This window comes from Micromonospora sp. WMMD734 (assembly GCF_049178975.1).
In the GTDB taxonomy this organism is placed as follows: domain Bacteria; phylum Actinomycetota; class Actinomycetes; order Mycobacteriales; family Micromonosporaceae; genus Micromonospora; species Micromonospora wenchangensis.
This window is the reverse complement of the sequence record NZ_JBMHMK010000001.1, coordinates 6,627,322-6,643,882: the sequence shown is the minus strand read 5'-3', so window position 1 is coordinate 6,643,882 and position 16,561 is coordinate 6,627,322. Positions and strand designations below refer to the sequence as shown.

The following is a 16,561-nucleotide window of genomic DNA, read 5'->3' as shown; positions in this document are numbered from 1 at the left end:
CGGCTAGCACTCCGTCAAGGAGAGTGCCAATCTGCCACCCTCCGTGTCGGCTCCCGTCGCGCGCCCCGGCCCCGCCCGGCGATGATCAACTCAATGGTGGCCATGGTGCGGTGACGACACCGGCCGGACACCGCACCGTCGGCCCGACTGGATCGATCCACCGGCCGGGCCGGACAATGGGCGGGTGGATCTCGACCAGTTCGCCGCGCTGCGTACCGCCGAGGGGTCGGCCGTGCTCGCCGCGGCGGCCGGGGTGGCCGGCGGCGACCCGCTGGTCGCGGCGGCGGCGCTGCGCTCGCGCGGGGTGCCGCCCGGGCTGGCCGCCGCCGCGCTGACCCAGGCCGAGCTGCGCCGCCGGGCGGTCGGCAAGTTCGGCCCGGAGGCGGCCGGGATGTTCCTCACCCGCCCCGGCCTGGAGCAGGCCACCCGCCGGGTGGTCGCCGACCGGCGGGCCGCCCGGCTCGCCGCCGCCGGGGTGCGCACCCTCGCCGACCTGGGTTGCGGCCTCGGTGCCGACGCGCTCGCCGCCGCCCGCGCCGGCATCCGGGTGTACGGCGTGGAGGCCGACCCCGTCACCGCCGCGTTGGCCGCCGCGAACGCCGGGGCCGCCGGGCTGGCCGGGATGTTCACCGTGGAGTGCGGCGACGCGACGGCCTTCGACGTGACCCGGGTCGACGCGGTCTTCTGCGATCCGGCCCGGCGGCGGACCGGCACCGGCCGGCGGATCTTCGACCCGGACGCCTACTCGCCGCCGTGGGACTTCGTCACCGGGCTGGCGGCGCGGGTGCCGCACACGGTGGTGAAGGTGGCCCCCGGCATCGACCACGCGTTGATCCCGGCCGACGCCGAGGCGGAGTGGGTGAGCGTCGACGGGGACCTGGTCGAGGCGGCCCTGTGGTGCGGCGCGCTCGCCGGGGTGCCCCGCCGGGCGACCGTCCTGCGGTCGGGGCCCGCCGACCGGCGGCGGCCGGCGGACGGTTCGCCCGCCGACCATCCCGCCGACCGCGAGCCGGTCGCCGTCCACCGGTTGACCGGCACCGGTACGGCCGAGGCCCCGGTCGGCCCGGTCCGGCGCTACCTGTACGACCCGGACCCGGCGGTGGTCCGGTCGCACCTGGTCGCCGAACTGGCCGACACCCTCGACGCGACGCTTGCCGACCCGAGCATCGCCTACCTCTACGCGGACACCCCGCGTCCCACCCCGTTCGGCAGGTGCCTGGAGATCGTCGACGTGCTGCCGTTCTCGCTGAAACGGCTGCGCGCGCTGCTGCGGGAACGCCGGGTCGGCCGGGTCGAGATCCTCAAGCGGGGCTCGGCGTTGTCGCCCGAGCAGCTGCGGCGGGACCTGCGACTGGCCGGGGAGAATCCGGCCAGCCTGGTGCTGACCCGGGTGGCCGGGGCGCCGACGGTGCTGATCGGCCGACCGGTCGCGGACGGCGGCCCGCCGGGCTAGCGTGACCGGCATGGCGGGACAGGCCACTGCGGCGACGGCACTGCTGACCAAGCGGAAGATCGCCCACCGCACCCACCCGTACGACGTCGCGCCGGACGCGCCGAACTACGGCGCGCTGGTCGCGGCGGCGCTCGGGGTGCCGCCGGGGCGGGTGTTCAAGACGCTCGTCGCCGAGGTGGACGGGGCGCTGGCGGTGGCGGTCGTCCCGGTCACCGGCGAGCTGAACCTCAAGGCCCTGGCCACGGCGCTGGGCGGCAAGCGGGCCGCGCTGGCCGACCGGGCCGCCGCCGAGCGGAGCACCGGTTACGTGCGGGGCGGGATCAGCCCGCTGGGCCAGCGACGGCGGCTGCCGACGGTGGTCGACGTCTCGGCGCTGGACCACGACACCGTCTACGTGTCGGCCGGCCGGCGGGGGTTGCAGCTCCAACTCGCCCCGGCGGACCTGGTCGCCCTCACCGACGCCGGCACCGCGCGGATCGCCGCCGGCTGACCCCGGCTGGCGGTCGGCAGCCGGCCGCAGACCGGACACGCAGCGTGATTACGGGGCGGGTGTCCTGCGGGTGACAACCGCGTTGCTGAATTGTTACCGCCGCCAACAAACTTCTGACCTCGGCAGTCTTGCGCCCGCGTTGTGAGCGGGAATACGTTGCCGGACACAACAAAACACCGACCACTCCTCCCCCACCCTCGAAAGGACCCGTGCAGATGCGCAAGGGCTTCCTCACCTTCGCCGCCGTCGGCCTGCTGGCCACCGGCAGCATGGCCGCCTGCGGCGACGACTCCAGCAGCAACGACGCCGGCGGCGACGCCGCCAAGAAGCCGAAGATCGGCGTCATCCTGCCGGACAGCAAGTCCTCCGCCCGCTGGGAGACCGCCGACCGCAGGTTCCTCAAGGCCGCCTTCGACGCCGCCGGTGTCGAGTCGGACATCCAGAACGCCCAGAACGACAAGAACGCCTTCCAGACCATCGCCGACCAGATGATCACCAGCGGGGTCACCACCCTGATGATCGTCAACCTGGACTCCGGCACCGGCAAGGCCGTGCTGGACAAGGCGAAGTCGCAGGGCGTCGCGACGATCGACTACGACCGGCTCACCCTGGGCGGCTCCGCCCAGTACTACGTCAGCTTCGACAACGAGGCCGTCGGCAAGCTCCAGGGCGAGGGGCTGGTCAAGTGCCTGACCGAGAAGGGCGTCAAGAACCCGACGGTCGCCTACCTCAACGGCTCGCCGACCGACAACAACGCCACCCTGTTCAAGAACGGCTACGACTCGGTGCTCAAGCCGAAGTTCGAGTCGAAGGAATACACCAAGGGCCCGGACCAGTCGGTGCCGGACTGGGACCCGGCGCAGGCAGCCACGATCTTCGAGCAGATGCTCACCCAGACCGGCGGCAAGATCGACGGTGTGCTCTCCGCCAACGACGGCCTCGGCAACGCGGCCATCTCGGTGCTGAAGAAGAACAAGCTCAACGGCAAGGTCCCGGTCACCGGCCAGGACGCCGACGTGACCGGCCTGCAGAACATCCTCGCCGGTGACCAGTGCATGACCGTCTACAAGGCCGTCAAGAAGGAGGCCGACGCGGCCGCCGAGCTGGCCATCGCCGTGGCCAAGGGCGAGCGCAAGGAGACCGGGCAGACGGTCAAGGACCCGGAGAGCGGCCGGGACGTCCCGTCCGTGCTGCTGGAGCCGAAGGCGATCGACAAGGCGACCGTCAAGGACGTCGTGGCCGACGGCTACGTCGACAAGGCGAAGCTCTGCACCGGCGCGTACGCCGCGCTCTGCACCGCCAACGGCATCAGCTGACCGTACGACGAGCGTCGTACCCCGTCGACGCGACGCCGCCCGGCACGGAACCCCGTGCCGGGCGGCGCTCGCCGCCGGACGGGCTCCGAGATCTTCCCTCCGTCCGAAGGAGACCCCCGTGTCCGCGACCCCCCTGCTGGAACTGCGCGGGATCGACAAGAGCTTCGGTCCCGTCCAGGTCCTGCGCGACGTCGCCCTCGCCGCCCACGCCGGAGAGGTGACCGCACTGGTCGGCGACAACGGCGCCGGCAAGTCCACCCTGGTCAAGTGCATCAGCGGCATCTACCCGGCCGACGCCGGCGAGTTCCTCTTCGACGGCCGACCGGTGACCATCAACAGCCCCCGGGACGCCGCCACGCTCGGCATCGAGGTCGTCTACCAGGACCTCGCGCTCTGCGACAACCTCGACATCGTGCAGAACATGTTCCTCGGCCGGGAGAAGCACAGCGGGCTGGTGCTCGACGAGCCGACCATGGAACAGATGGCGGCGGAAACCCTCGCCGGGCTCTCCGTACGGACGGTGAAGTCGCTTCGCCAACACGTCTCCAGCCTCTCCGGCGGGCAGCGGCAGACCGTCGCCATCGCCAAGGCGGTGCTCTGGAACAGCAAGCTGGTCATCCTCGACGAGCCGACCGCCGCACTGGGCGTGGCACAGACCGCCCAGGTCCTCGAACTGGTCCGCCGGCTGGCCGACAACGGGCTGGCCGTGGTGCTGATCTCGCACAACATGAACGACGTCTTCGCGGTCTCCGACCGGGTCGCCGCGCTCTACCTCGGGCAGATGGTCGCCCAGGTGAAGACCACCGACATCACCCACTCGCAGGTCGTCGAGTTGATCACCGCCGGTCGTTCCGGCAACCTCGGTCTCACCGGCGAACCGGTCACCGCCGGCAACGGCACCGGCGCGGGACCCGCCGACACCACTCCAGGAGGCGTTCGATGACCACCACCGCCGTGCGCAAGGAAGGCCCGGCGGCGGTCACGCCGCCGCCCACCGTCGGCAGCCACCTGCGCGGCTACTGGGGCCGGGTACGCGGCGGCGACATCGGCGCGCTGCCCGCCGTCCTCGGACTGATCGTGCTCTGCACGGTCTTCTCGATCATGCGGCCGTCGTTCCTCACCGCCGGCAACTTCGCCAACCTGTTCACCCAGGGCGCGGCGGTCACCCTGATCGCCATGGGGCTGGTCTTCGTCCTGCTGCTCGGCGAGATCGACCTGTCCGCCGGCTTCGCCAGCGGGGTCTGCGCGGCCATCCTGGCCAACGTCGCCACCAAGGCCGGCTACCCCTGGTACGTGGCCGTGCTCGCGGCGATCCTCACCGGTGTGGTCATCGGCACCGTGCTCGGCTTCCTGGTCGCCAAGATCGGCATCCCGTCGTTCGTGGTCACCCTGGCCGGCTTCCTCGCCTTCCAGGGCATCGTGCTGATGCTGATCAGCGGTGGCGCCAACATCTCGGTCAACGACGAGGTGCTGGTGGCGATCGCCAACCGCAACCTGCCCCCGGCCGTCGGCTGGGCGCTGGCCGCCCTCGCCATCGGCGGGTACGCCGCCGTGCAGCTGCTGCGGTACCGCAAGCGGCTGTCCCGGGGACTGACCGCCGACCCGATGGCGGTGGTGCTCGCCCGCATCGGCGGCCTGACCCTGATCCTCGGCATCGCGGTCTACATCCTCAACCAGGAGCGCAGCCGCAACGTCCTGATCAACTCGCTCAAGGGCGTGCCGATCGTGGTGCCGGTCATCGCGGTGCTGCTGATCGTCTGGACCTTCGTACTCCAGCGCACCAGCTACGGCCGGCACGTCTACGCCGTCGGCGGCAACAAGGAGGCCGCCCGTCGGGCCGGCATCAACGTCGACCGGATCCGGATCTCGGTCTTCGTGATCTGCTCGTCCATGGCGGCGGTCGGCGGCATCGTCGCGGCCAGCCGGGCCAACTCGGTCGACCCCAACACCGGCGGCAGCAACGTGCTGCTCTACGCCGTCGGCGCGGCGGTGATCGGCGGCACCAGCCTCTTCGGCGGCAAGGGCCGGGTCCTCGACGCCGTGCTCGGTGGCGCGGTGGTCGCCGTCATCGACAACGGCATGGGCCTGATGGGCTACAGCGCCGGGGTGAAGTACGTCGTCACCGGTGTGGTGCTGCTCCTCGCGGCCAGCGTGGACGCGCTGTCGCGCCGCCGCGCCTCCGCCTCCGGCACCCGCTGATCCGCGTACGCCAGCGGCGGAACACGGGGTGTCACCAACGATGCGGGTAGGACCGAGCCAGGACGAGATCCGACGGCAGAACCTCGGGGCGCTGCTCCGACACGTCCACGTGCACGGCGCCACCTCCCGCGCGGAACTCACCACCGCCCTCGGGCTCAACCGCAGCACCATCGGCGCGCTCACCGCCGACCTGGCCGGGGCCGGCCTGGTCAGCGAGGGCACACCGAAGGAGACCGGCCGGGCCGGGCGACCGTCGCTGGTCGTCCGGCCCGAGTCGGCCCGGGTCTACGCGTACGCGTACTCGATCGAGGTGGACCGGCTGCGGGCCGCGCGGGTCGGTCTCGGCGGCGAGGTGCTCGACCGCCGGGAACTCGACAGGCCACGTGACCTCGACGCCGGGGAGACCGTCCCGATGCTGGCCGGCGCCCTCAAGCAGATGCGGGAACGGGTGCCGCCGGAGTCGATCTGCGTGGGTGCCGGCGTCGCGGTCTGCGGCATGGTCCGCAAGGCCGACGGGCTGGTTCGGCTCGGTCCCACCACCGGCTGGGTGGACGAGCCGATCGGGGCCGCCCTCGCCGTCGAACTCGGCGTCGAGCTGCCCGTCACGGTGGGCAACGTGGCCGACGTCGCCGCCTTCGCCGAGCACGCCCGGGGCGTCGCCGCCGGCTGCGACAACGTCATCTACCTGTACGGGGACGTCGGCGTCGGCGCCGGCATCATCGCCGGTGGCCGCCGGCTGACCGGCCACGGCGGGTACGGCGGCGAGGTCGGCCACATGGTGGTGGTCCGCGACGGAACCCCCTGCGAGTGCGGTTCCCGGGGTTGCTGGGAGACCCAGATCGGCGAGTACGGGCTGCTGCGGGCCGCCGGCCGGTCCGACGCCCGGGGCCGGGACGCGCTGCTGGCCGTCTTCGACGCCGCCGACCGGGGGGACGCCCGCGCCCAGACCGCCGTACGGCACGCCGGGGACTGGCTCGGGTTCGGGGTGGCGAACCTGGTCAACATCTTCAACCCGGAGATGGTCATCTTCGGCGGCACCATGCGGGACCTCTACCTGGCCGCCGCCGCCCAGGTCCGCAGCCGGCTCAACGAAACCGGGCTGCCCGCCTGCCTGGAACACGTCAGGCTGCGGACCCCGAAACTCGGCGACGACGCGGCCCTGATCGGCGCCGCCGAGCTGGCCTTCGAACGGCTCCTCGCCGACCCGCTCGACGCCGCCTGAACGGTCCCCTTCCGACTCGTGCGCCGCCCGGTGAACTGATCGGCCCGACAGTCCGTACCAGTGGGCGGACGGGCAGCCGGGGGTCGCTGCCCGGCAGGACAGGTCGGCCGGATCGAGGAGGCACCGCAGCATGGCACCGCTGGATTCCGTACGTCGTCGGCGAGGGCACCGGACCCACCGGGTGGCGGTGCTGCTCGTCACCTTCCTGGCCGGGCTGGTCGTGCTACCCGGCATGGCGGTCGCCGCACCCGGCGTCCAGTTGAACGCCGCCGACATGACGCTGCTCAACGGCGTCCGGTTGGCCGGCCTGTGGGAGATGCCGGCGGGCACGATGGCCGCCGAGAAGGGCCAGTCCGCGCGGGTGCGGGAGGTCGGCGCGGAGATCGCCCGGCAGCACGGCGTCCTCGACGAGTTGGTGGTGCAGGCCGCCAACAAGCTGGGCGCGACGCTGCCCACCGATCCCACCACGGAGCAGAAGGGGTGGCTGACCGAGATGCAGAACGCCTCCGGTGCTCAGTTCGACCAGATCTTCGTGACCCGGCTCCGGCTGGCCCACGGCAAGATCTTCCCGGTGATCGGCGCGGTCCGGGCCAGCACCCGGGACAACACCGTCCGCAAGCTCGCCGACGAGGCCAACAAGTTCGTGGGCGACCACATGGCCATGCTGGAGAGCACCGGGCTGGTCCGCTGGCAGCAGATGCCGCCGGCCGCGATCCCGGCCGCGCAGAACGACTCGCTGGTCGCCGCCGCGCAGGCCGGGGCCGCCTCCGGCCCGTCGGTCGGGGTGAGCACCACGGTGGTCTGGGCGGTCTTCCTGCTCGCGCTCGGCGCGGGCGGCTACGCGACCTGGCGGATCACCCGCCGCAGTTGACCCGGCGCGACTGACCCGACGGCCCGCAGGCGGCACCACCGCCGGCGGGCCGTCCGGCTGTCCGGGCCCGGCACCGGGCGGCCGGTCAGCGGTCGACCTGGGTGAAGTCCCAGGAGTGCGGGGGGCGGGCGAGCAGGGTGGCCGGCGGCTCGGGCAGCGACCGGGGGCTGCTGCGCCACTTCGAGACGACCACCACCCGGTGGTCGGTGGAGGAGAAGACCTCACTGGACACGTGCAGCGGATCGTGCTCGAACTCCGGCAGCGCCGTCTCGCACACCCAGGTGATCAGGTCGGCGAAGCCGTACGACTCGGCCCGCGCCTCCCACATCCGTACGATCACGTCGGTCCCTCCCCTCACACGCTGACCGTGGTCAGTGGCAACGCCGAGTCGGCGGGCAGGTCCAGCCGGCTCGGACGTACCCCGGCGGCCACCAGATGCGACCCGAGCGCGGCGACCATCGCGCCGTTGTCGGTGCACAGCCCCGGCCGGGGCGTGCGGACCCGGATGCCGTACCGCTGCGCCCGCTGCTCGGCCATCGCCCGCAGCCGCGAGTTCGCCGCCACGCCCCCGCCGATGACCAGGGTGTCGATCCCGTGTTCCCGGCAGGCGGCCAACGCCTTGCCGGTGAGCACGTCGCAGACCGCCTCCTGGAAGGCGGCCGCCACGTCGGCCACCGGCACCGGCTCACCGGCCCGCCGCCGCGCCTCCACCCAGCGGGCCACCGCCGTCTTCAATCCGGAGAAGGAGAAGTCGTAGCGGTGGGCGACGAGATCCTTCGCGGCGGTCAGGCCACGCGGGAAGGCGATCGACGCCGGGTCACCGGAGCGCGCCTCCCGGTCGATGTACGGGCCACCCGGGAACGGCAGGCCGAGCAGCCGGGCCACCTTGTCGAACGCCTCACCTGCCGCGTCGTCGATGGTCGCGCCCAGCGGGGTCACCCCCCGGGCCAGGTCGTCGACGCGCAGCAGCGAGGAGTGTCCACCGGAGACCAGCATGGCGATCGCCGGCGCGGGCAGCGGACCGTGCTCCAGGGTGTCCACCGCGACGTGGGCGGCCAGGTGGTTCACCCCGTACACCGGCTTCTCGGCGGCCAGCGCGTAACCCTTCGCGGCGGCCACCCCGACCAGCAGGGCCCCGGCCAGGCCGGGGCCGGAGGTGACCGCGATCGCGTCGATGTCGGCGAGGGTCACCCCCGCGTCGCGCAGCGCCCGGTCCATGGTCGGCACGATGGCCTCCAGGTGCGCCCGGCTGGCCACCTCGGGCACCACCCCGCCGAACCGGGCGTGTTCGTCCACGCTGGAGGCCAACGCGTCGGCGAGCAGCGTGTGCCCGCGCACGATGCCCACCCCGGTCTCGTCGCAGGAGGTCTCGATCCCGAGGATCAGCGGTTCGTCAGCCATGGTCCGTCCCGTCCGCACCCGGTTCCGCGTCGCGCCGCATGACCAGCGCGTCGGTGTTGCTCGGTTGGTAGTAGCCCCGTCGTACGCCGATCGGCTCGAACCCGTACGTCGCGTAGAGCCGCTGGGCGGGGGCGTTGTCGACGGCCACCTCCAGCAGGACACTGTCGATCCCGCGCCGGGCCGCCTCGGCGAGCAGGTCCGCAAGCAGCGCCCGGCCGATCCCGCGCCGCTGGGCGTCCCGGCGGACCGCGATGTTCTGCACCCACGACTCGCCGTCCGGATCGACGGTCAGACCCGCGTAGCCCAGCAGCGACCCGTCGGTGTCCAGGGCGACCCGGTAGTGGTGGCCGCTGGCCAGCTCGTTCCAGAACATCGCCGGCGACCACTGCTCGGCACCGAACAGGTCAGCCTCGATCGGCAGCACCTCGGCGACGTGCCACCAGCGGAACCGCTCGATGCGGACGGTCACGGCAGCACCGACTTACGGCTGGTCGCCGCGACCGCGTCCGGGCGGCGCAGGTACAACGGGGTGAGCGTCTCGCCGGCGGCCCCGGCCCGGACCCGCTCGGCGGCCAGGGCGACAAGTGTGGCGGCGTCCGGGTAGCGGGGTTCGGCGCGCAGCGGCAGGCCGAGCACGTCGGCGTACCGGTGGGCGCCGTCGCCGACCGCGACGGTGACGGCCAGCTCGCGGGCGCGGGCGACGGCGACGGCCGGGGCGTCCACCTCCGGCCCGACGATCCGCCGGCCGTCGCCGTAGACCGCCCAGTAGACCTCCTTGCGCCGGGCGTCGGCGGCGACCAGCACCCGCTGCTCCCGGACCGTGCCGTCGCCGACGGCGGCGGGCGCGGCGGTGCCGGCGTTGTCAGGCATCGGGGCGTGGCCGATGCCGTCGAGCGAGCAGACGCCGTACGTGGGGACGCCGAGCACCTGGCCCATGGTGGCGGCGGTGACCAGCCCGACCCGCAGCCCGGTGAAAGGTCCGGGGCCGAGCCCGGCGACGATCGCGTCGAGATCGGCCGGTCGGGCGTGGACGTCGGCGAGCACCGCCTCGACCTGCGGGGCGAGCAGTTCACCGTGGGCGCGGGCGTCGACCGTGCACCGGTGCGCCCGCAGCGCGACGCCGTCCGCCGTGACCTCGGCCAGCGCCGCGGTGACCGCGGGGGTCGAGGAGTCCACCACCAGTACGAGCACGGTAAGCCAGCCTAGCCGGCCACCCGCGCCGCCCGGTCACACCCCGCCCGCCCTCTCATCCCGCGCCCTCGCCCCCGCCCGGGCTCTCATCCTGGGCGCTCGTCCTGCTCCTCGACCTCGGAATCGTCCCGGTCCCGGCCCCGCGCTGCTGCCTCGGAACAGCCCTTCGGCTCCGCCCTCAGGTCCACGCCTCGCTCTCGGGCCACCCCCCTGTCCCCGCCCCGACTGCTCCTCACCCCCTGGCTCCTGGCCCCGTCGACGGACCACCGGATGGGGAACCGGCCAGGGCGGGGAGTGCCATCCGACGTAGAGCGGTATGCCTGTGAGTCATAAGTATGACTCACAGGCATACCGCTCACTGCCGGCACATCATCATCCGGGGATGCCTGAAAGTAGTCGGCTCGCCACAGAGATCGCCGCCCTGCTTCGTCGGGAACGCAGCGTCGGACGGCTCACCCAGCAGCAACTGGCGGATCGGGCCGGGACGAGTCAGAGCGCGGTGGCCCGCGTCGAGCGCGGTGGTCGGGTGCCGAGCCTCGACCTGGTCGAGCGCCTCTTCGCCGCCCTCGGCCGGCAACTCGCCGTCACCACCGAGCCCCTCGACAACCACCTCGACGCCGAGATGGACGCGCTGGCCGGGCGGTCGACCACCGACCGGATCGACGAGCTGGGGCTGGACCGGCTGCTCGACCGGCTGGGCGACCTGCCCCACCTGCTGACCGGCAGCACCGCCGCGCTGCTGCAGGGTGCGCCCGTACCCGTCGACGCGGTCGAGATCGCCGTCCGGTGGTGCGACTCCGCCCGGTTCACCGCCTGGCTGACGGCCGCCTATGGCCAGCGCTGGAACGCCAGGTGGGGTGAGTTCGGTGGCCTGCACCTGGAACCGGAGGAACCCGGCGAGCACCTCTGGATGACCCGGTACGGCGAGATCCGCGCGCAGATGTGCGACGAGTTCCCGGCGGCGATCGAGGTACGGCACGGGGAGCGCGGCTACCGGGTGGTCCCGCTGGTCGCCGTGGAGCTGACCGACCCGCGGGCCGCCGCACTGCTGCGCCGGCACCGGCAACGCGCCGCCGACGGCCGTGCCCCGGACGTAGGCCCGGCCGACCGGACCGGGCGGTGAGCACCGCGCCGACGAAACGCAGCGCCGTGTCCCCACCACGCCGCGATGCGGCGCACCACCACGCGGTGGGGACGGCGGCCGCGCAGGTCAGCCGGCCGAGCGCTCCCAGTCGATCGGGGGCAGCCCGGCGTCGGCGAGTGCCTTGTTGGTGGCGCTGAACGGGCGGCTGCCCAGGAACCCACGCGGGTTCATCGGGCTCGGGTGACCGGCCTCCAGCACCACGTGCCGGGAGTTGGTGACCAGGGCCGCCTTCTTGCGGGCGTAGCCACCCCAGAGCAGGAAGACCACCGGCTCGTCCCGGGCGTCCAGGGCGCGGATGGTCGCGTCGGTGAACTCCTCCCACCCGGAGTTGCCGTGCGAACCGGGGCTGGCCTGGCGGACGGTCAGCACCGCGTTGAGCAGCAGCACACCCTGCGCCGCCCACCCGTCCAGGTTGCCGCTGCGCGGCTTGGGCACCCCGAGGTCCTCGCTCAGCTCCTTGAAGACGTTGCGCAGCGACGGCGGCACCGACACCCCCTCGCGGACGCTGAAGCTCAGCCCGTGCGCCTGCCCCGCCTTGTGGTACGGGTCCTGGCCGAGGATCAGCACCCGGCACTGCTGCGGGCCGCACAGCCGGTAGGCGGAGAAGAGGTCCTCCTGCGGCGGGAAGACGGTCTGGGTGGCGTACTCGCGGGCGACGAATTCGGCGAGCGCCGCCGTCCGGGCCGGGTCCAGGTGCGGGGTGAGCACGGCACGCCACTCCTGCGGCAGCAGCTCCAGCAGGTCGAGGGTGGGGGTGTCGTCGGGCATCGGCAACCTTTCACAAACGAAGTCCCCGGCACTCTAGGCAGCGGGTACGACACCCCGCGCCCCAGGGCCGGGTCAGCCCAGCGCGGTCAGGCGGTCCGCCCAGTCCCCGCCCACCGGCTCCAACTCGACCACCCGGGAGTCGTCGTCGCGCCGGTCGATGCGTACCCGCAGGTGGGTCTCGGCGAGCTGCTCGACCAGCCCCTCGCCCCACTCGACCACGGTCACCGAGTCGTCCACCGAGGCGTCCAGGTCCAGGTCGTCGATCTCGGCGCGCGGGTCGGCGGCGTCACCCAGCCGGTACGCGTCGGCGTGCACCAGGGCCACCGTGCCGCCGCGCGCCGGATCCGGCCGGTGCACCCGGGCGATCACGAAGGTCGGCGAGGTGACGTCGCCGCGTACCCCCAGGCCGACGCCGAGGCCCCGGGTGAGGGCGGTCTTGCCGGCCCCCAGCGGGCCGGTGAGCAGCAGCAGGTCACCGGCGCGCAGCACCCCGGCGAGCCGACGGCCGAAGGCGTGCGTGTCCTCGGCCGTGGGCAACGTGACGCGCACGCTCACAACGCCTCCAGGAAACGTTCCAGCGCGGCGTTGACCTCGTCGGCGTGTTCCAGCATCACCACGTGCCCACTGTCCCGGATCTTGACGTATTCGGCGTGCGGCAGCCGACGGACGATCTCGTCCGAGTGGACCACCGGCGTGATCATGTCCTTGTCGCCCACCACCACCAGCACCGGAGTGCCGCTCAGCGCGGCCAACGCCGGGAACCGGGAGTGGGTGGCCAGGGTCCGCAGGTAGCGGGTCACCGTGTCGGCCGACGTCCGGGAGTTCATCCGCTCCACGTACGACACCAGGGCCGGGCTCGGCTTCGGGGTGCCGAAGCCGTACCGGCGGGTCAGCAGCCAGGCCACGTTCGAGGTGGACTTCCGGGCCCGGTCGATGACGAGCCCGCCGTACCTGGTGGCGTTGCTCATCATGAACAGCACCGGCGAGCCGACCCGGCCGAGCAGGGCCGGCGCGACCAGCTTCGTCTCGGCCAGCAACCCGCCCGACGTGGCCATCAGCACCGTGCCGACCACCCGGTCACCGAACAACTCCGGGTACGCCTCGGCGAACGCCATGATGGTCATCCCACCCATCGAGTGCCCGACCAGCACCAGCGGCCCCTCCGGGGCGGTCGCGTCGATCACCCGGCGCAGGGTGTGGCCGAGTGCGGCGAGGTCGTACTCGCCGGTCTCCAACCGCCCCGACCGGCCGTGCCCCGGCTGGTCGTACGCGACGACCCGGTAGTCGCCCCGCTCGGCCAGCAGTTGACGCTGGAAGTGGAACGTCCCCATGTCCAGGCAGAAGCCGTGCACCAGCACCACCGTCGGACGCCCCGGCACCGGCCGGGTCGGCTCGACCACCTCGACGTGGATGTCGGTGCCGTCCGGCAACTCCAGCCGGTACGCCTCGTCGTACCGCTGCGCGCCGAAGTCCTCCCCGGCGTACGGGTCGGCGGGGTCGGCCTTGAGCCGGCGGACCAGGGCCCGTTCGGTGGCCACCCCGGCGGCCAGCCCGGCGGCGGCCACCCCCACCGCGGCCCCGACCACACCGGCGACCCGTCCGGCGGCGGTCCTCGGTCGGGGCACCCGGAACCGGCTGACCGCGCTCACGGGCGCGTCCCGTCGTAGACCCGGGGCACCCGGACCCCGCCGAACCGGGTGACGATCTCGTAGTTGATCGTGCCGACCGCCTCCGCCCAGTCGTCGGCGGTGGGCATGCCGTCGTCGCCGCTGCCGAACAGGGTCGCCACGTCACCGGCGGCCACCTCGTCCGCGCCGCAGTCGAGCACGAACTGGTCCATGCAGACCCGGCCGGAGATGGTCCGCCGCTTCCCGCCGAGCTGCACCGGGCCCACGTTGGAGGCGTGCCGGGGCACCCCGTCGGCGTAGCCGAGCGGCACCACGGCCAGGTTCGCCTCCTCGGTCGTGGTGTAGGTGTGCCCGTACGACACGCCGGTGCCGGCGGGGACCCGCTTGGCGAGCATCACCCGGGCCCGCGCGGTCATCGCCCGACGCAGCCCGAACTGCTGCCCGGCGATCGGCGACAGCCCGTAGACGGCGATCCCGGGTCGGACCAGGTCGAAGTGGGTGTCGGGGCGGGTCAGGGTGGCCGCCGAGTTGGCCAGGTGCCGGTAGCGCGGACGCAGGCCGGCCCGCTCGACCATGGCCAGCCCCTCGTGGAAGACCGCCAACTGCCGGTCGGTGGTGGGGTGGCCGGGCGAGTCCGCGTACACGAAGTGGCTCCACACGCCGACCACCTCGACCAGGCCGTCGGCCTGGGCCTTCGCGGCGGCCTCCAGCAGGGTCGGCCAGTCGGCGACGGTCGCGCCGCCCCGGGACAGCCCGGTGTCGATCTTGAGGTGCAGCCGGGCCGGCCGGTCGGCGGCCCGCCCCGCCGCGACCATCTCGTCGAGCTGGGACAGGCTCGCGGCGGCCAGGTCCACCCCCGCCGCCACCCCCTCGTGCAGGGGCAGCCCCGGGTCGAGCAGCCACGCCAGCACCGGCACGGTGATCCCGGCCCGGCGCAGCGTCAACGCCTCGTCGAGGGTGCACACCCCCAGCCAGTCCGCCCCCGCGTCGAGCGCGGCCCGCGCCGACGGGACCATGCCGTGGCCGTACCCGTCGGCCTTCACCACCGCCATCAACTCGGCGCTGGTGCCCGACCGGAGCCGGGCCACGTTTGCACGGATCGCGTCCAGATCGACGCGCACCTCGGCCTGCCACATACGCCCAGCCTACTGGCGTCGGTGATCACCGGGTCGGTGGACGCCGACCCGACCGCCGGTCAGAGCAGCGGGGCCGCCACCGTACGCAGCGCGGTGACCACGTCCGGCGCGGTCACCGGGCCGCCCCGGGCCGCCTCCCGCCCGGCCAACCCGTGCAGGTACGCCGCGACGACCGCCGCCCGCTCCGGGGCCAACCCGGCGGCGAGCAGCGACCCGAGCAGCCCGGCGAGCACGTCGCCGGTGCCCCCGGTGGCCAGCGCGGGACTGCCGGTCGGGTTGACGTACGCCCGGCCGTCCGGCGTGCCGACCACCGTGCGGTCCCCCTTGAGCAGCACCGTCGCGTTCATCCAGGCGGCCAGCCGCAGCGCGGCGGCGACCCGGTCGGCCCCCGGCTCCTCGCCGCACAGCCTGGCGAACTCCCGGTCGTGCGGGGTGACCACGATCGGGGCGTCCCGGTCCCGCAGCCGACCGGCGAGCGAACCGTCCACCAGCAGGGTCAACGCGTCCGCGTCGAGCACCACCGGCACCGGCGCGGCCAGCACCGCGCGCAGCTCCGCGCCGGCCTGCTCGTCGGTGCCCAGACCGGAGCCGCAGACCCAGGCCTGCACCCGGCCGGCCCCGGCGACCCGGTCGGTGGCGATCACCGACGGGTGCCGGCGGACCACCTCGTCGCGGGCGCCGCCGGCGTACCGGACCAGCCCGGTGGGGCCGGCCAGCGCGCCACCCACCGAGAGCACCGCCGCCCCCGGGTAGGTCCGCGACCCGGTGGCCACCCCGACCACGCCCCGGCGGTACTTCTCCGAGGACGCGCCGGTGCGGGGCCACCAGTCGCGCACGTCGGACCACTCGGTGACGTGCAGCGCGGGGGTGCCGCGCAGCCACGGCCCGAGCCCGATGTCGACCAGTTCGACCTGCCCGGCCAGCGGGGCCGCCGGGCCGACCACCAGGGCCGGCTTGAGCGCGCCGAACGCCACCGTCACGTCGGCCCGCACCGCGCGGGGCCGGCCCACCCCGTCCGTCGGCACGTCGCCGGTGTCCACCGCCACCCCGCTGGGCACGTCCACCGCGACGACGGTGGCCCGGCCGCCGTCCCGGCCCCGCAATTCGGGCAGGCCGGCGACGAGTTCGTCGGCGGCGTCCCGCAGCCCGCCGGTGCCGCCGATCCCGACGATCCCGTCGAGCACCAGGTCGACCGTGGCGGGCGGGGCGTCGACCAGCCGTCCCCCGGCGGCCCGCAGCGCCGCCAGCCCGTCGGCGTGCGCCCGCCCGGGGGCGGTCGGCAGCACCGCGACCTGGGCACCTCGGCGGGCCAGCCGCTCACCGGCGTACAACGCGTCGCCGCCGTTGTCGCCGCTGCCGACCAGCAGCAGCACCCGCGCGCCGTACACCCCGCCCCGGTCGGCGAGCAGCAGGGCGCACCGCCGGGCCAACCCGGCCGCCGCCCGCTGCATCAGCGTCCCGGGCGGGAGGGCGGCCATCAGGCCGGCCTCCGCCGCGCGCACGTCCGACACCCGCCACACCGATCTCATGCCGCCCCCGTCTTCGCCGCCGGCCCGGTCGCTCGCGTCCGCCGTGGTCGAGATCACCCTACCGGCGGTGGAGGCGGCAGATTAGCCACCGGCGTCGCGGCCGGCAAGACCTGTGGACAACCCGGACGTACGACCCCTGCCCGTCGTCCACAGGGCCCGCCGGAGGGCCGCCCGGCCACCTAGCGTCGGCGGCACGGTCACGGCGGCGGGCCG

17 protein-coding genes are annotated in these 16,561 nt (G+C 73.9%); 8 read left to right on the top strand and 9 right to left on the bottom strand.

The features are described 5' to 3' along the window. Positions 1–184: 184 nt before the first annotated feature. The 7 genes from ACN267_RS29050 to ACN267_RS29020 all read left to right on the top strand — a co-directional run bounded on the left by ACN267_RS29050 (position 185) and on the right by ACN267_RS29020 (position 7,551). The gene (locus tag ACN267_RS29050) at positions 185–1,453 is read left to right on the top strand and encodes a THUMP-like domain-containing protein (protein WP_421490078.1); all 1,269 of its coding nucleotides are present in this window, start codon (positions 185–187) and stop codon (positions 1,451–1,453) included. 10 nt (positions 1,454–1,463) lie between these two features. Beyond that, on the top strand, positions 1,464–1,943 hold the full coding sequence (gene ybaK, locus ACN267_RS29045) for a Cys-tRNA(Pro) deacylase (protein WP_204957752.1): 480 nt from the start codon (positions 1,464–1,466) through the stop codon (positions 1,941–1,943). A 215-nt stretch (positions 1,944–2,158) separates the two neighbouring features. Further along, a complete protein-coding gene (locus ACN267_RS29040; RefSeq protein ID WP_204957751.1) occupies positions 2,159–3,259 on the top strand; it encodes a sugar ABC transporter substrate-binding protein in 1,101 nt (366 codons plus the stop codon). 118 nt (positions 3,260–3,377) lie between these two features. After that, on the top strand, positions 3,378–4,202 hold the full coding sequence (locus ACN267_RS29035) for an ATP-binding cassette domain-containing protein (RefSeq protein WP_421490077.1): 825 nt from the start codon (positions 3,378–3,380) through the stop codon (positions 4,200–4,202). Then, the gene (locus ACN267_RS29030) at positions 4,199–5,458 is read left to right on the top strand and encodes a sugar ABC transporter permease (RefSeq protein ID WP_204957750.1); all 1,260 of its coding nucleotides are present in this window, start codon (positions 4,199–4,201) and stop codon (positions 5,456–5,458) included. Before ACN267_RS29035 ends, ACN267_RS29030 begins: the two co-directional genes overlap by 4 nt. Before the next feature lie 40 nt (positions 5,459–5,498). After that, entirely contained in the window at positions 5,499–6,680 is a 1,182-nt protein-coding gene (locus tag ACN267_RS29025; RefSeq protein WP_204957749.1) for an ROK family protein, read from the top strand. A 130-nt stretch (positions 6,681–6,810) separates the two neighbouring features. Next, on the top strand, positions 6,811–7,551 hold the full coding sequence (locus ACN267_RS29020; RefSeq protein ID WP_204957748.1) for a DUF4142 domain-containing protein: 741 nt from the start codon (positions 6,811–6,813) through the stop codon (positions 7,549–7,551). An 85-nt stretch (positions 7,552–7,636) separates the two neighbouring features. Here the strand turns inward: ACN267_RS29020 and ACN267_RS29015 are convergent, their stop codons facing one another. The 4 genes from ACN267_RS29015 to tsaB are packed head-to-tail and all read right to left on the bottom strand — an operon-like array spanning position 7,637 to position 10,143. Then, a complete protein-coding gene (locus ACN267_RS29015; RefSeq protein WP_204957747.1) occupies positions 7,637–7,891 on the bottom strand; it encodes a hypothetical protein in 255 nt (84 codons plus the stop codon). 14 nt (positions 7,892–7,905) lie between these two features. After that, the gene (gene tsaD, locus ACN267_RS29010) at positions 7,906–8,952 is read right to left on the bottom strand and encodes a tRNA (adenosine(37)-N6)-threonylcarbamoyltransferase complex transferase subunit TsaD (protein WP_204957746.1); all 1,047 of its coding nucleotides are present in this window, start codon (positions 8,950–8,952) and stop codon (positions 7,906–7,908) included. Beyond that, entirely contained in the window at positions 8,945–9,421 is a 477-nt protein-coding gene (rimI, locus tag ACN267_RS29005) for a ribosomal protein S18-alanine N-acetyltransferase (protein ID WP_204957745.1), read from the bottom strand. The genes tsaD and rimI overlap by 8 nt, the downstream gene beginning before the upstream one ends. Beyond that, positions 9,418–10,143 (bottom strand): tRNA (adenosine(37)-N6)-threonylcarbamoyltransferase complex dimerization subunit type 1 TsaB, encoded by a 726-nt coding sequence (tsaB, locus tag ACN267_RS29000; protein ID WP_204957744.1) that lies wholly within the window; start codon positions 10,141–10,143, stop codon positions 9,418–9,420. The genes rimI and tsaB overlap by 4 nt, the downstream gene beginning before the upstream one ends. 382 nt (positions 10,144–10,525) lie before the next feature. On the opposite strand from tsaB, the gene ACN267_RS28995 reads away from it, so the two are divergent. Beyond that, positions 10,526–11,266: a helix-turn-helix domain-containing protein gene (locus tag ACN267_RS28995; protein WP_204957743.1), complete on the top strand. Its 741-nt coding sequence runs from the start codon at positions 10,526–10,528 to the stop codon at positions 11,264–11,266. Between the two features lie 87 nt (positions 11,267–11,353). On the opposite strand, the gene ung is transcribed toward ACN267_RS28995, so the two are convergent. From ung to ACN267_RS28970, 5 genes are all read right to left on the bottom strand, one after another. Then, positions 11,354–12,055: a uracil-DNA glycosylase gene (gene ung / locus ACN267_RS28990; protein WP_204957742.1), complete on the bottom strand. Its 702-nt coding sequence runs from the start codon at positions 12,053–12,055 to the stop codon at positions 11,354–11,356. A gap of 72 nt (positions 12,056–12,127) precedes the next feature. Continuing rightward, a complete protein-coding gene (gene tsaE / locus ACN267_RS28985; RefSeq protein ID WP_204957741.1) occupies positions 12,128–12,610 on the bottom strand; it encodes a tRNA (adenosine(37)-N6)-threonylcarbamoyltransferase complex ATPase subunit type 1 TsaE in 483 nt (160 codons plus the stop codon). Further along, a complete protein-coding gene (locus tag ACN267_RS28980; protein WP_204957740.1) occupies positions 12,607–13,704 on the bottom strand; it encodes an alpha/beta fold hydrolase in 1,098 nt (365 codons plus the stop codon). The genes tsaE and ACN267_RS28980 overlap by 4 nt, the downstream gene beginning before the upstream one ends. Further along, positions 13,701–14,819, bottom strand: a complete 1,119-nt coding sequence (gene alr / locus ACN267_RS28975; RefSeq protein ID WP_204957739.1) for an alanine racemase — start codon at positions 14,817–14,819, stop codon at positions 13,701–13,703. Before alr ends, ACN267_RS28980 begins: the two co-directional genes overlap by 4 nt. Before the next feature lie 59 nt (positions 14,820–14,878). Beyond that, positions 14,879–16,348: an NAD(P)H-hydrate dehydratase gene (locus ACN267_RS28970; protein WP_421490076.1), complete on the bottom strand. Its 1,470-nt coding sequence runs from the start codon at positions 16,346–16,348 to the stop codon at positions 14,879–14,881. Positions 16,349–16,561: the final 213 nt, after the last annotated feature.